Raw genomic sequence first — 15,799 nt, forward strand, 5'->3', positions numbered from 1 at the left:
GAAGATAAAATGGCCGCATTGGACCAGGTTCAGGTCAAGGAAGGCGTCGATCAGGAAACCGTGGACGCGGTGCGCGAGGTTGGTGGCGCCTATAAATACGGCTGGGAAACCGATATCGAGATGGAATATGCGCCCAAGGGCCTGACCCCCGATATCGTGCGGCTGATTTCCGAGAAAAACGAAGAGCCGGAATGGATGACCAACTGGCGGCTGGAGGCCTATGAGCGCTGGCTGACCAAGGAAGAACCCAAATGGGCGATGGTCGACTATCCCGAGATCGACTTTCAGGATCAGTATTACTATGCCCGCCCCAAATCGATGGAGGTGAAGCCGAAATCGCTGGACGAGGTCGACCCCAAGCTGCTGGCCACTTACGAAAAGCTCGGCATCCCTTTGAAAGAACAGATGATTCTGGCCGGTGTCGAAGGCGCGGAGGCCGCTCCCGCTGAAGGCCGTAAGGTGGCCGTGGACGCGGTGTTTGACAGCGTTTCGGTCGGCACGACCTTTCAGGCCGAGTTGAAAAAGGCCGGTGTCATCTTCTGCTCGATCTCCGAGGCGGTCCGCGAGCATCCGGACCTGGTGAAGAAATATCTCGGCTCTGTGGTTCCGGTCAGCGACAATTTCTACGCCACGCTGAACTCGGCCGTGTTCTCGGATGGCTCGTTTGTTTACGTGCCGCCCGGCGTGCGCTGCCCGATGGAACTCAGCACCTATTTCCGCATCAACGCCGAAAATACCGGCCAGTTCGAACGCACGCTGATCATCGCCGATAAGGGCTCTTACGTGTCCTATCTGGAAGGCTGCACCGCGCCCGCACGCGACATCGCACAGCTGCACGCGGCAGTGGTCGAGATCATCGTCGAGGAAGATGCCGAGGTGAAATACTCTACCGTCCAGAACTGGTATCCGGGCGATGAAAACGGCAAGGGCGGGATCTATAACTTCGTGACCAAACGCGCCGATTGCCGGGGCGACCGGGCCAAGGTGATGTGGACGCAGGTGGAAACCGGCTCCGCCGTCACCTGGAAATACCCGTCCTGCATCCTGCGCGGTGATGACAGCCAGGGTGAGTTCTATTCCATCGCCATCGCCAACAACATGCAGCAGGCCGATACCGGCACCAAGATGATCCATCTGGGCAAGAACACCAAAAGCCGGATCGTCTCCAAGGGTATCAGCGCGGGCAAGGCGCAGAACACCTATCGCGGGCTGGTCTCGATGCATCCCAAGGCCAAGAACGGGCGCAACTATACCCAATGCGACAGCCTGCTGATCGGCGATAAATGCGGTGCCCATACGGTGCCGTATATCGAGGTCAAGAACAACTCGGCCCGGGTCGAGCATGAGGCCACCACATCCAAGGTCGATGACGACCAGCTCTTCTACTGCCGCCAGCGCGGCATGGACGAGGAAGAGGCGGTGGCGCTGGTGGTCAACGGGTTCTGCAAGGATGTCTTGCAGGCCCTGCCCATGGAGTTCGCCATGGAAGCGCAGCAGCTGGTGGCCATTTCCCTCGAAGGTTCCGTGGGATAACATGGGCACCGCCGACTTTCAGAAGCGCCTGGAGAAGATTCAGGCCAAGCAGGACGCGACTTACCGGCCCGCAAGGGGGTCGTCCCCTGCAAATTCCAAGGGTGCCTCGCCTATCGGAAAGGTGCTTGTCGGGGTGTTTTGCGGGCTTCTGGGCTTGGTTTCTCAAATGGTGGTCACGTTCGCCAACGCCAACTACGACAGTTTGAAGGCGGATTATGCGAGTGCGCAGGACTTCGTGGTATTCGTCTTTGCTTCTACTGCGGCGGCGTTGGGAGCGTTCCTGATCTTTGGCATTTGGGCATTGGTGACTTTGTTTGCGTTTAAACGCGGGCGTATTCGGAACGTTGCGGTCGCTTCCTTTTTCATTGGCGCTGCAGTTAGCGCATTGACGCTGAACACGATGTCGCTGGGCTGACCGGGAAGGTGAGAATCGAAATGGCTATGATCATCACCACCACTCCAACTGTCGAAGGTCGCAAGATCACCGACTACAAGGGCATCGTCGTTGGTGAAGCGATCATGGGGGCCAATGTCGTGCGCGACGTGTTTGCCTCGATCACCGATATCGTTGGCGGACGTTCGGGTGCCTATGAAAGCAAGCTGCAGGATGCGCGCGACACGGCGCTGCGCGAGCTTGAACAGCGCGCCGCCGAAAAGGGCGCAAACGCCGTTGTGGGCGTTGATCTGGATTATGAGGTGGTGGGCCAGTCGATGCTGATGGTGTCGGCCAGCGGAACCGCGGTGGTGCTGGGCTAAATCATGAAACCCGCTGAAACGATCAATCTTTTCTGGTGGAAGGGAGAGCCGAATTTCGGCGACGCCCTGTCGCCGTTGATTGTCGGGTCGCTGTCCGATCACAGGGTCGTTCATAGCGGGGCGGGTCGGTGCGAGATGCTGGCGCTTGGCTCGCTTTTGCAGGTGATGCAGAAGCACTACGCGGAACCCGCTGACGGGCGCCGCCCGGTGATCTGGGGGGCGGGCCTGCTGCGCGCCATCCCACGGGACTTTGTCGCAAATGTCGATATCGCGCTGCTGCGCGGACCGGTGAGCGCGGCGCTGCTGGGCGTTCGGACCCGCAGGTTCGGTGACCCCGGACTGCTGTCGCATCTTGTGGTCAACGGTCCGTTTGAGCGGCAGGACCGCGTCGCGCTGATCCCGCATCACAGCATGGTCGGAACGCCTCCATTCGAAAAGCTGGTTCAGTCTGACCCGGCGCTGGACGTGATCCTGCCCGAGGCCGACCCGATCGAAGTCTGCCGCCGCATCGCAACGTCTGCGCATGTGATCTCGGCCAGTCTGCACGGGCTGATCCTGGCGGATTGTTTTGGTGTCGCCTCGACCTGGCTGGCACCGGGCACACAATCGCATCTGAAATACTACGATTACGCGGCCTCGGTCGGGCGTCCGATGACCAACCCGACCCTGGCTGAAGATATTCCCGCCCTGCTGCGAAGCCTGCGCGACGGCCATGGCTTAAGCTATGCCGATGGCATCGAACGGGCGCGACAGGATCTGATTGAAACCTTCCCGGCGCAGTTTCGCGCCACCCCGAACACCGCCGGCGCGATGGCGCGGGCCTGAGACAAGAGACGAGGATAAAATGCTGGAAATCAAGAACCTGCATGTGAAACTTGAAGAAGAGGAAAAGCAGATCCTCAAAGGCGTCGACCTGACGGTTGAGGCGGGCAAGGTTCATGCGATCATGGGGCCCAACGGGTCTGGCAAATCGACGCTCAGCTACGTTCTGTCGGGGCGCGACGGCTATGAGGTGACCGAGGGCAGCGCGACGCTGGACGGCGAGGACCTTTTGGAGCTTGAGCCGGAAGAGCGCGCGGCATTGGGCGTGTTCCTGGCGTTTCAGTACCCGGTGGAAATTCCGGGCGTAGGCAACATGACTTTCCTGCGCACGGCTGTGAACGCCCAGCGCAAGGCGCGCGGCGAGGACGAACTAAGCGCCAGCGACTTCCTCAAGCTGGTGCGTGAACGCGCCAAGGCGCTGAAGATCGACGCCGACATGCTCAAGCGTCCGGTCAATGTCGGCTTCTCAGGTGGTGAGAAAAAGCGCAACGAGATTCTGCAGATGGCGGTTTTGGAACCCAAGATGTGCATCCTGGACGAGACCGATAGCGGTCTGGATGTGGATGCGATGAAGCTGGTGGCCGAGGGCGTGAACGCGCTGCGTGACGAAGGGCGCGGATTCCTTGTTATCACGCACTATCAACGACTTCTGGACCATATCAAACCTGATGTTGTGCATATCATGGCCGATGGCCGCATCGTGAAATCCGGCGGGCCGGAGCTTGCGCTTGAGGTCGAACATAACGGCTATGGCGATATTCTGGCCGAGGTGCAGTGATGGCGGTGCCCGAACAGAAACAATCGGCAACCGAGGCGCGCCTGAGCGCCATGGAATTGCCCGAACCCGGATGCACCCGCGCGGCGCGCGAGGCAGCCCTGGCCCGTGTGTGCGAGATGGGACTGCCATCGCGGCGTGACGAATACTGGAAATACACCCGGCCCGATACTCTGGTAGACCCCGTTGCCCTGCCCGCAGCTGTGTTCCAGAACGATGAGAAACCGTTGTTTGACGGGGTGGACCGGCTCAAGATCGTCTTTGTTGATGGCGTGTTTGACCCTGACCAGTCCGATGATCTGAGTCTGGAGGGTGTTCGCATCGACCGGCTCGAAGATATCTGCTGCAAGGATATCCATTGGGCCAAGGACCTCTATGGCGTGTTGGAAGCGCGCGGCCATAACCCGGTTCCGCGCCCCTTGGCGGCGCTGAATACGGCCTTTGCAAGCGATGGCGTGGCGATCCACATCACGCAGAAGGTCTCCAAACCGATCAGCCTGATTTATCGCCATGCATCAGAGAGTTCCGATGCGATCCTGCACCACGTGGTGCGGGTCGAGGAGGGGGCCGAGGCCACCATTCTGGAAAACGGCCCGGCAGCGTCGCGCTTCAACAAATGCATGGAGATCGACATCGCCGATGGTGGCACGCTGCATCATGTGCGCGCGCAGGGGCGTGATCATGAACGCCGCGCGGTGACGCACATGTTCACCCGTTTGGGCCGGGAGTCGGTCTATAAATCCTTCACCCTCACCGTGAATGGCGTGCTGACCCGCAACGAGCAGGTGATCGAACTGACCGGCGATGACGCCGTAGCCCATGTGGCGGGCGCCTGTGTTGGGGATGGCGATTTTCACCATGATGATACGGTTTTCATCACCCATGACGCGGTGAATTGCGAAAGCCGTCAGGTATTCAAGAAAGTGCTGCGCAATGGTGCAGTGGGCGTGTTCCAGGGCAAGATCCTGGTCAAGGAAGGCGCGCAGAAGACCGATGGCTACCAGATCAGCCAGTCTCTGCTGCTGGATGATGACAGCCAGTTCCTCGCCAAGCCAGAGCTTGAGATCTATGCCGATGACGTGGCCTGCTCGCATGGCTCGACCTCGGGCGCGATCGATGAGACGGCGCTGTTTTACATGCGCTCGCGTGGCGTGCCGGAAAAACAGGCGACCGATCTGCTGACGCTGGCCTTCCTGGCCGAAGCCGTGGAAGAGATCGAGGATGAGGCGCTGGCCGGGGATATCGTGGACCGGCTCGATGGCTGGCTGTCACGCCGGGCCTGAGCCATGTCGGTGACGGCTGACATAACAGCAACCTATCGCGGCCCCTCGCGCGTGATGCAACGCCTGTTGGCGATGGGGCAGCGTGAGGACCGTGCGCTGGCCATCCTGATGGGAGCCTGCGCGCTGGTGTTTGTCGCACAGATGCCCAGGCTCGCGCGCGAAGCGCATCTGAGCGGGCAGGAGTTGAACATGCTGCTCGGTGGCGCCTTGTTGGGCTGGCTCATCATCGCGCCGCTTCTGCTGTATGTGCTGGCCGCGTTCAGCCATGTGCTGGCCCGGCTGGTGGGCGGTAAGGGCGAGTGGTATGGGGCCCGTCTGGCGCTGTTCTGGTCGCTGCTTGCCTCGACGCCGGTTCTGCTGCTGCAGGGGCTGGTGGCGGGTTTCATCGGTCCGGGGCCGGGGTTGAACCTTGTGGGCATGGCCTGGATCACGGTGTTTTTCTGGTTCTGGATCGCCAGTCTCAGGCAGGCCGAAAGGGGCGGGCAATGAACCCGGCGGCGTGGCGCGATCTGGCGATCCTGACGCTGAAGGCGCCTGCGCAGGCCGCGCGCGAGCTGCTTGCGCTGCAACTGGAGCGCAACGTGCTGTGGCTGGCTTTCGCGCTGGCCATTGTGCTGAACACGGCCGCACAGACCCTGTCGGATCTGGTTCTTTCCAACATGACCGGAGAGTTGCCGGTTCTTGCCTTGCCCCCAATAGCTTACGCAGGGTTCTTTACCGGTGCGATACTTCTGTTTGTCTCGGTTTTGTCATTTGTCGGCCCCAAAATGGGCGGCTCGGGCCGGTTCAACGATGTCTTCGTGTTGATCATCTGGCTGCAATATCTGCGCTTCGGGCTCGAATTGCTGGTGCTGGTCCTGCTGCTGGTCGCGCCGGTGTTTGGGGCCCTGATCGGGATAGCCGGGTCTTTGGTCGGTCTTTACATCATGGTCCATTTCATTGATCAGGCACACAGGCTCAACTCGTTGGGGCAGTCCGTGCTTCTGTTGCTGATTTCGATCATTGCAATGGCGGTGGTTATATATTTTGTCCTGTCCCTTGCCGGGGGACCAGTCGTAGGGAATGCAACCTTTGTATGATGTTCAGAAAATCCGAGGGGATTTCCCGATCCTCAGCCGCGAGGTGAATGGCAAGCCGCTAACCTATCTGGACAATGGCGCCTCGGCCCAAAAGCCGCAGGTGGTGATCGACGCGGTGACGCGGGCCTACTCCCAGGAATATTCCAACGTCCATCGCGGGTTACACTACCTGTCTAATCTTGCGACCGAGCAGTATGAGGCGGTGCGCGGCACTATCGCCCGCTTTCTGGGCGCGCCCAACGAAGATGAGATCGTCCTGAACTCCGGCACCACCGAAGGGATCAATTTGGTCGCCTATGGCTGGGCCATGCCCCGGCTTGAGGCCGGTGACGAGATCGTGCTGTCGGTTATGGAACACCACGCCAATATCGTGCCCTGGCATTTTCTGCGCGAGCGGCAGGGCGTAGTGCTGAAATGGGTTGATGTGGACGCCACCGGCGCGCTGGACCCGCAAGCCGTGATCGATGCGATTGGGCCAAAGACCAAACTGGTCGCTGTGACTCAGTGTTCCAATGTTCTGGGCACGGTTGTTGACGTCAAGGCGATCACCGAGGGTGCCCATGCCAAGGGCGTGCCGGTGCTGGTGGATGGCAGCCAGGGCGCGGTGCATGTGCCGGTGAATGTGGCTGATCTCGGCTGCGATTTCTACGCGATCACCGGGCACAAGCTCTATGGTCCCTCTGGCTCGGGCGCGATCTATATCAAATCCGAACGCATGGCCGAGATGCGCCCCTTCATGGGCGGCGGCGACATGATCCGCGAGGTCAGCAAGGACGCGATCACCTATAACGACCCGCCGATGAAGTTCGAGGCCGGCACGCCCGGCATCGTGCAGACCATCGGGCTGGGGGCGGCGCTCGACTACCTGATGGATCTGGGCATGGATCAGATCGCGGCACATGAAGGTGGCTTGCGCGACTATGCCATGCAGCGCCTGACCGGGCTGAACTGGCTGCAGCTGCAGGGCACGCGCCCCGACAAGGCGGCGATCTTCAGCTTTATCTTGAACGGTGCCGCGCATGCCCATGATATCTCGACGATTCTCGACAAGAAGGGCGTGGCTGTGCGCGCCGGACATCACTGTGCCGGACCGCTGATGGATCATCTTGGCGTCACGGCCACCTGTCGTGCCAGCTTTGGACTTTATAACACGGTCGAAGAGGTCGACACGCTGGTGGACGCGCTGGAACTGGCGCATGAGTTGTTTGGCTGAAACGCGCAGGCAAAAAGGCGCGGCGCTCGGGCATTTCCGATTGCAGCGCGCCGGGTGATATCCTATAGCCCGTCACAGGCACCTGTAGCTCAGCTGGATAGAGCGCTGCCCTCCGAAGGCAGAGGCCAGAGGTTCGAATCCTCTCAGGTGCGCCACTCAAAATATAAACCAAAGAAGAACAACTGGTTACGCACTTATTTTATTCGTGGCCTTCCAGTCCGAGCACTTTTTGTTCCGGGCCTGTCCGTTGAAAGCAGTGTCTTTTCGTTGGCTTCTTACGTGTATTGCTCAGCCTCAGGCCAGGTTTCATTACCTGACCATGCTATGATCTTCCGCGCCGGCATGACCTTTGTTTCAAATCTCACCAGATCACTAAGAATTCGTGTGATCGCGAAGATCTTGTGCCGCAGGGCGTCAAAACAACAAAAACCCCCGGGCAAGGCCGCGGGGGTTGCGTAGAGAGTGTGGTATGAAGGTGTAGAAGCCCTTGTTCAGCGACCCCAGTTACGCACGTCGCCGCAATCCATATGCACGAAGTTCGAGCGCGAGTAACGCCCGACGCCACCGGCGCGGCAAGATTGCGCGGCGCGGGCGATCTGGCCCACGGAGCGCGAGGAGAGGCGCAGATCGGCGGCCTGGCCCTTCATGTGCAATGAGTTCTTGGCCACGCCACGCGACCGGCTGCGCAGCATCGCGTTGGTCTGCGGGCTGCGATAGCCGGAGAGAAGCATGTAAGGTTCGCTCACATCCATGAGGTTATGCGCGGCGGCCATGATGTCGACGGTGCGCAGGTCCATGGATTTGACCTGATCGGTACGCCAGTCGCGCATGAAGTGGTTCACTTCTTTGACAGCGTCCTTGATATAATCGCCGTCGATCCAATATATCATGTCAATTCGCTCGCCTGTGCGACCGGAATACATGCGGATGCGCCGGATGTCGCCGCCTCCGCGCAGGAAACCTGCGGCTTGGGAATATGTCGGCGCTGCTGCAACAGCGCTTGCTGCGAACGCACCCAATAGAGCGCGCCGGGTCAGACCCGTCGATGTGATGTCAGTCATTTGCTGCTCGTCCCGTACTAGTCCTGCCTGCGCCCGATGTTACGGGTGCTTTATTAATATTCATCCCCAAGTGGTGACGTTATGCCATAGTGGGATTCGTCGGCCAAGCGAGGAATTTTTGGTTTAAAGACTAGGGGGAATTTTCGGCAATTTTCTGCGCAAAGAGACATCAATGCATGTTATTTTGACAAACGTGACCTTCGGGCAACGTTCTATGCCGATGCAGCGCTGCATCATCTGCAAAAACTGTGATGCGCTGATAGGATTGTGAGTGGACATTTTCCACTTTTGTTACCGAAAATTACGGAAGATGTGACGAGTGATGCGTTTAACAAGGATTTTAAGGATTTTCCCCATGGCTCATAAAAAACGGCGTCAACAAATCAAATCGCTGTCGGCGGTTTTCCGCGCGGCTATTGTGGCTGTTGCGTTGGGCACGCCGGTTGCCGCGCAGGATATGGCGTTCAAGCAATCCGTTGCCGCAGCAACCTATGGCAGCGAACATCTGGCCAGCTTTTATCGCGACAACGCCTATCAGCCGATCTGGACAGGCGACGGCCCCGAGTTTCAGGCGCGCCGTGCCGCCCTGATCGCCGCCATGCGCAACACTGATGTGCATGGGCTGCCGCAGGGGCGCTATGACACCGCCGCGCTGATCGAGCAGATGTCTCAGGCCAAAACCCGTCAGGATCTGGCCCAGGTCGAGGTTACCCTGAGCCGGGCGTTCCTGAAGCTGGCGCGTGATCTGCAATCCGGCATCCTGCGGCCGTCCGATATTGATTCGGAATTCATGGTGCGCAAGGTCGATCGGGCAGATCCGGTTGCGACGCTTACGGCGCTGATGCAGGCCGAACCCAATGCCTATATGCGCTCGCTGGCCCCGGCCTCGCCGCAATATCGGGCGTTGCAAAAGGAAAAGATCAACCTTGAAGCGCTGCTGGCGCAGGGTGGCTGGGGGGCTGGCGTCCCCTCGGGCAAGCTTGAACTGGGCGACGAAGGGCAGGGCGTTGTTGCACTGCGCAACCGTCTGGTCGCCATGGGCTATATGCGCCCCAATGCGGGGCGCGAGTTTGACACCGCGATGCAATCGGCGGTTCAGGCCTTTCAGGCGGCCCATGGGCTGGAACAGGATGGCGTTGCCGGGCCTGGTACGATCGAGGAGCTGAACCGCTCGGTTTCGGATCGGCTGAAATCCGTGATTGTGGCGCTGGAGCGTGAGCGCTGGCTGCCCGAAGAGCGTGGCACGCGCCATGTTCTGGTGAACCAGACCGATTTCTCGGCCAAGATCGTCGATGACGGGCGCATCACATTCGAGACCCGCGCGGTGATCGGCAAGAACACCCATGACCGTCAGAGCCCCGAATTCTCGGACGAGATGGAGCATATGGTTATCAACCCGAGCTGGTACGTGCCGCGCTCGATCATCGGCAAGGAATACCTGCCCAAGCTTCAGGCCAACCCCTATGCGGTCTCACATCTGGAGATCACCGATCGCCGGGGCCGGGTCGTCAACCGGGGGGCGGTGGATTTCACGCAATATTCCCGGCGCAACTTCCCCTTTGCCATGCGCCAGCCCCCCAGCACCAAGAATGCGCTGGGTCTGGTTAAGTTCATGTTCCCGAATAAGTACAATATCTATCTGCATGACACCCCGCAGAAGAGCCTGTTCGCCCGTGAAACCCGCGCGTTTTCCCATGGCTGTATCCGTCTGGCGCAGCCCTTTGACTTCGCCTACGCCCTGTTGGCCAAACAGGAGGAAGACCCCAAGGCGTTCTTCCACCGGGTGCTGAACACCGGGCGCGAAACCAAGGTCGATCTGGAACAGAACGTGCCGGTGCACCTGATCTACCGGACGGCCTTTGTGGGTGCGGATGGCAAGGCGCAGTTCCGCCGTGATGTCTATGGCCGCGATGCCAAGATCTGGAACGCGCTAAACCGGGCAGGGGTGGTCCTTCCCGGCGTTCAGAGCTAAGCACGGGGGGCATCCGAACAAGCCGGAGGTCCCCAAGTGTTCACAGTTCAGGAAATAGCCGAAACGCTCGGCGCCGAGGCGGCGGGCGACCTGTCGCTGGAAATCCAGCGCGCGGCGGAACCGGGTGATGCCTCCGCTACCGATCTGGCGCTGGCCATGTCCCCAAAATATGCCGACGCCCTGTCCGGCGGGCAGGCCAGAGTTGCCATTCTCTGGCCCGACGCTGATTGGCAGGCGCTTGGGTTGAGTGCAGCGATCTTCGCGCCGCGCCCGCGCATGGCGATGGCGGGGGTCACGGTGATGCTCGACAAGGGGCAGGGCGTGGCACCGGGCATTCACCCATCAGCGGTTGTTGACCCCTCAGCAGAGCTTGCCGAGGGCGTCTCGGTCGGGCCGCTGGCCGTGATCGGCGCGCGGGTGCGCATCGGTGAGGGGTCGGTCATCGGACCACAATGCAGCATCGGGATGGATGCGGTTCTGGGTGAGGGCGCTTATCTGCGCGATCATGTCAGTATCGGCGCGCGGGTCACCATCGGCGACCGCTTCATCGCCCAGCCCGGCGCCCGGATCGGGGCGGACGGGTTCAGCTTTGTCACGCCCGAGGTCTCGGCCGCCGAAAACGCCCGCAAGACCATGGGTGATGCAGGCGGCGCACGGGCGCAATCCTGGCTGCGCATCCATTCGCTGGGTGCCGTGGAAATCGGCGATGATGTGGAGATCGGCGCGAACTCCACCGTCGATAATGGCACCATCCGCAACACGCGCATCGGCAGCGGCACCAAGCTGGATAACCTCGTACATGTCGGTCACAACACCCGCACCGGCACCGATTGTCTGCTCTGCGGTCATACCGGCGTGTCAGGGTCGGTCGAGATCGGCAACAATGTGGTGTTGGGCGGCATGTGTGGCGTGGTCGACAACATCTTTATTGGCGACGGGGTTGTCGCAGGGGGCGGATCCAAGATTCTGTCCAATGTCCCGGCAGGCCGGGTCATCATGGGCTATCCCGCGATCAAGATGGACAGCCACACGGAAATCTACAAAACGCAGCGCCGCCTGCCCAGATTGGCCCGCGACGTCGAGACGCTGAAAAAGGCGGTTTCCAAACCTGAACCTAAAGACTAAATCTGCCACAACACAAACAGACAGAGGTCTGACATGAGCATCAACGACCGCGTCATCGCCATCATAGCCGAACAGGCGGTTCTGGAACCGTCCGATGTGACCCCCGAAAGCACGCTGGAAGATCTGGGCATCGACAGCCTCGGACTGGTCGAAAGCATCTTCGCCATTGAGGAGGAATTCGATATCTCGATCCCCTTCAACGCCAATGAGCCCGAGGCGAGCGATTTCGATATCTCGAACGTGGCGGCGATCATCGCTGGTATCGAGAAGCTGGTGACGGAAAAGGCCTGATTCCCGCACATGAAAAGAGTTGTCATCACCGGTGCCGGCACGATCAACGCGCTTGGCCATTCTGTGCCCGACACGCTTGAGGCCATGCGCGAGGGCCGCTGCGGGATCGGCGAGCTGGAGTTCCGCGATGTTGACCGGCTGGCCATTAAGATTGGCGGCCAGGTGCGCGGCTTCGAGGCCGAGGGACGTTTCAACCGGCAGCAGATGACGCTCTATGACCGGTTCACCCAATTCACCCTGACCGCCGCCAAAGAGGCGATCGATCAGTCGGGAATCGAATTCCATGGCGATCTGGCGGCGCGTTCGGGCGTGGTTCTGGGCACCGCAGGTGGCGGCGTCAGCACCTGGGATGACAATTACCGCTCGGTCTATGAGGATGGTAAGAACCGGGTGCATCCTTTTGTTGTGCCAAAACTTATGAACAACGCGGCGGCCAGCCACGTGTCGATGGAGTATAACCTCAAAGGGCCCAGCTTCACCGTCTCGACCGCCTGCGCCTCATCCAACCACGCCATGGCGCTGGCCTTTTCGATGGTGCGCAGCGGGGCGGCGCCCGCAATGGTGACGGGTGGATCGGAATCGATGCTGTGTTTTGGCGGCGTGAAAGCCTGGGAAGGCCTGCGCGTCATGTCCAAGGACGCCTGTCGCCCCTTCAGCGCAAATCGCAACGGCATGGTGCAGGGCGAAGGCGCGGGTGTCTTCGTATTCGAAGACTACGACCACGCGCGCGCGCGCGGCGCGGACATCCTGTGCGAGGTTGTGGGCTTTGCCATGTCCTCGGACGCTGCCGATATCGTGATGCCCTCGAAACAGGGCGCGGCAAGGGCTATGTCAGGCGCGCTTGCGGATGCTGGCCTCAATGCTGATCAGGTCGGTTACATCAACGCCCATGGCACCGGGACCACGGCCAATGACAAAACCGAATGCGCTGCCGTGGCGGGCGTCTTTGGGCCGCATGCCGATGATCTGATGATCAGCTCCACCAAATCCATGCATGGCCACCTGATCGGCGGCACCGGTGCGGTGGAACTGCTGGCCTGCATCATGGCGCTGCGCGACGGGGTGATCGCACCCACGATCGGTTATGAAGAGGCTGATCCCGAATGCGCGCTGGACGTGGTCCCGAACGAAGCGCGCGAGGCCAAGATAGATGTGGCGCTCACCAATGCCTTCGCCTTTGGCGGTCTGAACGCAGTGCTCGCCCTGCGCAGGGCCTGACGTCGGCCAACCGATCCGCTCTTCATCTGACTAAAAACATCCCGGTGGAGGCGGGCGGAAAGCGACGGGGGCAGCGCCCCCATCGCCAATGCAGCTCAGTTGTCGACAACATCCACCGCGTTGAAACCCGCGGTGAAGCCCTTGAGCGACATCTTGATGTCGATCTTCTGATCCGGGGCCGGGGCGGGCACCAGCGAGATCGTGGCCTCGGTGCCTTTTTTCATCGCGTCGATATCAGCCTGGGTCAGCCCGATCTGCGCCACACATCCGACCGGGTTACACAGCGTATAGTTATAGCGTTTGCCCGGCGCCCCATCGACCGAGATGACCAGCGGCGCGGTCAACAGCGTCTCAAGCGGGACGATGATTGTTGCACCCGCAATTGCCGCACCGCTGTTCTCGATCCGGAACAGCGACATCTCTGCCATCGGCTGGCCATCAGGACCGTTCATGACCTGCAACAAAGAGCAGGGGTCGGTCTCGGCTTCGGTCTTGATGCAGGCCAAGGTCCAGTCGCCAAACGTTTCCTTGGCATAACGGCTGCCCAGTTGCGGGCCGTCAGTAACCGGCTGCCCGAGGTCCAGCACACCCTCGCTTTGAGCGGATTCGACGGCGCCCTGATCCGCCTCCGGGCTCTGCGCCGCTTCCTGCGCATAGGTCGCGCTGCTCAGCGCCAGAAGGGCCGCTACACAGGCTGGTGTCACTCTCTTGAACATGCTTGCCTCATTGGTTTTCGCTCTGTTTGAGCCGGGTCTAGCATGGCGATCCGAGCATGTCAGGAGCAATCGGCAAGGCGAGCAGCGTTTTGCAGGCCAGAGCTGGACAGCTCTGCGGCAAAAGCAAAAAGAGAGGCCGTTGGTCAGCCTCTCTTCAGAAAGTTTTCTCCCCGTCGGACTGGCCGACTTGTTTATGGGCAGACGTTACGAGAGCAGAGCCAACGGGTCAACACTTAAGCGCAAAAAAACGAATCGCGCGAAGCGAAACGCAAAAAAAAGCCGTACCCGAAGGTACGGCCAGTCTGACAGGGAGGAAACCGCCCCGCCAAACGGCGGGACAGAAAGCACTATCGCAGGCAAAGGTTAAGTTTGTATGGTCGGGGCGAAACGGTGATATTGGGGCGCAAGAGCAATGAGTGGCAAGATTTTCCTGGGCGGCGGCGGGCCGGATTATGGCGTGAAGCAGGAACTGGCGCTGAACTATGCCAACCGCCACGGTCTGATCGCCGGGGCAACCGGTACCGGCAAGACCGTTACGCTGCAAATCCTGGCCGAAGGGTTCTCGCAGGCCGGGGTCCCGGTCTTCCTGGCCGATGTCAAAGGCGATCTGTCGGGGTTGGCCAAATCGGGGCGCGCTGATCACAAGCTGCATCAGGCCTTCACCGACCGCGCCGCGCAGATCGGATTCGAGGATTACAGCTACGGCGCCAGCCCGGTGACCTTCTGGGACCTGTTCGGCAAACAGGGCCATCCGGTGCGCACCACGGTCAGCGAGATGGGGCCGCTGCTGCTGTCGCGCCTGCTGGAGTTGACCGAAGCGCAGGAGGGCATCCTCAACATCGCCTTCCGCCTGAGCGACGAAGAGGGGTTGCCGCTGCTTGACCTCAAGGACCTGCAGGCGCTGCTGGTCTGGGTCGGTGAAAACCGGGCGCAATTGTCACTGCGCTACGGCAATATCTCGACCGCATCGGTGGGCGCAATCCAGCGGCGTCTCTTGGTGATCGAGAACCAGGGGGCAAGCAAACTGTTCGGCGAACCGGCGCTGGAGCTGTCCGACCTGATGCGCCAGGACGCTGAGGGGTGCGGCATGATTAATATCCTCGCCTCCGACAAGCTGATGTCGGCGCCAGGGCTCTATGCCACCTTCCTGCTCTGGCTGCTGAGCGAATTGTTCGAGGAACTGCCCGAAGTGGGCGACCCGGAAAAGCCGAAGCTGGTGTTCTTCTTTGACGAGGCGCATCTGCTTTTTGATGATGCGCCCAAGGTGCTAGTCGACAAGGTCGAACAGGTGGCGCGGCTGATCCGCTCCAAGGGGGTCGGGGTCTATTTCATCACCCAGAACCCGGCGGACGTGCCCGAGGATATTCTGGGCCAGCTCGGCAACCGCATCCAGCACGCGCTGCGCGCCTTTACCGCGCGCGACCGCAAGAACCTGCGGCTGGCGGCAGAAACCTATCGCGAAAACCCCGCCTTTGACACCGAAGAAGCCATACGCGAGGTGGGGGTCGGCGAGGCGGTGACCTCGATGCTGCAGAAGAAAGGCGTGCCGGGGATTGTCGAGCGCACGCTTATCCGCCCGCCCTCATCCCAGCTAGGCCCGATCACCGCGGCTGAGCGCAAGGCGATGCTTGCGAGTTCCGATCTGGCCGGGAAATACGACGCCACGCTGGATCGCAAATCCGCCTTCGAAATTCTGTCCGCGCGCTCCCAGCAGGCGGCGCAAGAGGCCGAAGCTGCCGAGGTCGCTGCCGAAGAGCAGCCCCCCGCAGAGCGTGAATATGCCTCGGCCCGGCGCTATAGCGGGTCGCGAGTCAGCCGGTCCTCGTCGCGGATCACACGGCGCAAGGATACCTTCGCCAGCGCAATGGGCGAGGCGGTGATAAAGGAATTGAAAGGGACAACAGGCCGCCGCCTCGTGCGCGGCATTCTGGGCAGCCTGTTCAAGGGGCGGTAAG

The 15,799-nt window shown here is 60.7% G+C and carries 16 protein-coding genes and 1 tRNA gene; 15 read left to right on the forward strand and 2 right to left on the reverse strand.

Features of this window, described 5'->3' with window-relative positions; genetic code table 11:
- Positions 1-9: 9 nt before the first annotated feature.
- The 10 genes from sufB to Q5Y75_RS02930 all read left to right on the forward strand — a co-directional run bounded on the left by sufB (position 10) and on the right by Q5Y75_RS02930 (position 7,616).
- Positions 10-1,533: a Fe-S cluster assembly protein SufB gene (sufB, locus tag Q5Y75_RS02885; RefSeq protein ID WP_306194143.1), complete on the forward strand. Its 1,524-nt coding sequence runs from the start codon at positions 10-12 to the stop codon at positions 1,531-1,533.
- Between the two features lies 1 nt (position 1,534).
- Entirely contained in the window at positions 1,535-1,948 is a 414-nt protein-coding gene (locus Q5Y75_RS02890; RefSeq protein ID WP_306194145.1) for a hypothetical protein, read from the forward strand.
- 26 nt (positions 1,949-1,974) lie between these two features.
- On the forward strand, positions 1,975-2,289 hold the full coding sequence (locus Q5Y75_RS02895; RefSeq protein WP_306195677.1) for a heavy metal-binding domain-containing protein: 315 nt from the start codon (positions 1,975-1,977) through the stop codon (positions 2,287-2,289).
- A gap of 3 nt (positions 2,290-2,292) precedes the next feature.
- Positions 2,293-3,114 (forward strand): polysaccharide pyruvyl transferase family protein, encoded by an 822-nt coding sequence (locus Q5Y75_RS02900; RefSeq protein ID WP_306194147.1) that lies wholly within the window; start codon positions 2,293-2,295, stop codon positions 3,112-3,114.
- A gap of 19 nt (positions 3,115-3,133) precedes the next feature.
- Positions 3,134-3,889, forward strand: coding sequence for a Fe-S cluster assembly ATPase SufC (gene sufC / locus Q5Y75_RS02905; protein ID WP_306194149.1), 756 nt, complete (start codon positions 3,134-3,136; stop codon positions 3,887-3,889).
- Positions 3,889-5,169: a Fe-S cluster assembly protein SufD gene (sufD, locus tag Q5Y75_RS02910; protein ID WP_306194152.1), complete on the forward strand. Its 1,281-nt coding sequence runs from the start codon at positions 3,889-3,891 to the stop codon at positions 5,167-5,169. The genes sufC and sufD overlap by 1 nt, the downstream gene beginning before the upstream one ends.
- A 3-nt stretch (positions 5,170-5,172) precedes the next feature.
- Entirely contained in the window at positions 5,173-5,658 is a 486-nt protein-coding gene (locus Q5Y75_RS02915) for a YIP1 family protein (protein WP_306194155.1), read from the forward strand.
- The gene (locus tag Q5Y75_RS02920; protein WP_306194158.1) at positions 5,655-6,248 is read left to right on the forward strand and encodes a YIP1 family protein; all 594 of its coding nucleotides are present in this window, start codon (positions 5,655-5,657) and stop codon (positions 6,246-6,248) included. Before Q5Y75_RS02915 ends, Q5Y75_RS02920 begins: the two co-directional genes overlap by 4 nt.
- Positions 6,241-7,461: a cysteine desulfurase gene (locus tag Q5Y75_RS02925; protein WP_306194160.1), complete on the forward strand. Its 1,221-nt coding sequence runs from the start codon at positions 6,241-6,243 to the stop codon at positions 7,459-7,461. The genes Q5Y75_RS02920 and Q5Y75_RS02925 overlap by 8 nt, the downstream gene beginning before the upstream one ends.
- 78 nt (positions 7,462-7,539) lie before the next feature.
- A tRNA-Arg gene (locus Q5Y75_RS02930) sits at positions 7,540-7,616 on the forward strand.
- Between the two features lie 336 nt (positions 7,617-7,952).
- Here Q5Y75_RS02930 and mepK read toward each other — a convergent pair.
- Complete coding sequence (gene mepK / locus Q5Y75_RS02935) at positions 7,953-8,522, reverse strand: peptidoglycan L,D-endopeptidase MepK (protein ID WP_306194162.1); 570 nt, start codon at positions 8,520-8,522, stop codon at positions 7,953-7,955.
- Positions 8,523-8,877: 355 nt separating this feature from the next.
- On the opposite strand from mepK, the gene Q5Y75_RS02940 reads away from it, so the two are divergent.
- From Q5Y75_RS02940 to Q5Y75_RS02955, 4 genes are read left to right on the forward strand one after another with little or no spacing between them, the layout of a single operon-like run.
- Complete coding sequence (locus Q5Y75_RS02940; protein WP_306194164.1) at positions 8,878-10,494, forward strand: L,D-transpeptidase family protein; 1,617 nt, start codon at positions 8,878-8,880, stop codon at positions 10,492-10,494.
- A 36-nt stretch (positions 10,495-10,530) separates the two neighbouring features.
- Entirely contained in the window at positions 10,531-11,619 is a 1,089-nt protein-coding gene (lpxD, locus tag Q5Y75_RS02945) for a UDP-3-O-(3-hydroxymyristoyl)glucosamine N-acyltransferase (protein WP_306194167.1), read from the forward strand.
- A gap of 33 nt (positions 11,620-11,652) precedes the next feature.
- Positions 11,653-11,910 (forward strand): acyl carrier protein, encoded by a 258-nt coding sequence (locus Q5Y75_RS02950; protein WP_306194170.1) that lies wholly within the window; start codon positions 11,653-11,655, stop codon positions 11,908-11,910.
- Between the two features lie 9 nt (positions 11,911-11,919).
- Positions 11,920-13,128, forward strand: a complete 1,209-nt coding sequence (locus Q5Y75_RS02955; protein WP_306194172.1) for a beta-ketoacyl-[acyl-carrier-protein] synthase family protein — start codon at positions 11,920-11,922, stop codon at positions 13,126-13,128.
- A 95-nt stretch (positions 13,129-13,223) separates the two neighbouring features.
- Here the strand turns inward: Q5Y75_RS02955 and Q5Y75_RS02960 are convergent, their stop codons facing one another.
- On the reverse strand, positions 13,224-13,844 hold the full coding sequence (locus Q5Y75_RS02960; protein ID WP_306194174.1) for an invasion associated locus B family protein: 621 nt from the start codon (positions 13,842-13,844) through the stop codon (positions 13,224-13,226).
- A 412-nt stretch (positions 13,845-14,256) separates the two neighbouring features.
- On the opposite strand from Q5Y75_RS02960, the gene Q5Y75_RS02965 reads away from it, so the two are divergent.
- Positions 14,257-15,798, forward strand: coding sequence for a helicase HerA-like domain-containing protein (locus tag Q5Y75_RS02965; RefSeq protein ID WP_306194177.1), 1,542 nt, complete (start codon positions 14,257-14,259; stop codon positions 15,796-15,798).
- The last annotated feature ends 1 nt before the right edge of the window (position 15,799 follow it).

Source organism: Ruegeria discodermiae, assembly GCF_030758345.1.
GTDB lineage: Bacteria > Pseudomonadota > Alphaproteobacteria > Rhodobacterales > Rhodobacteraceae > Ruegeria_C.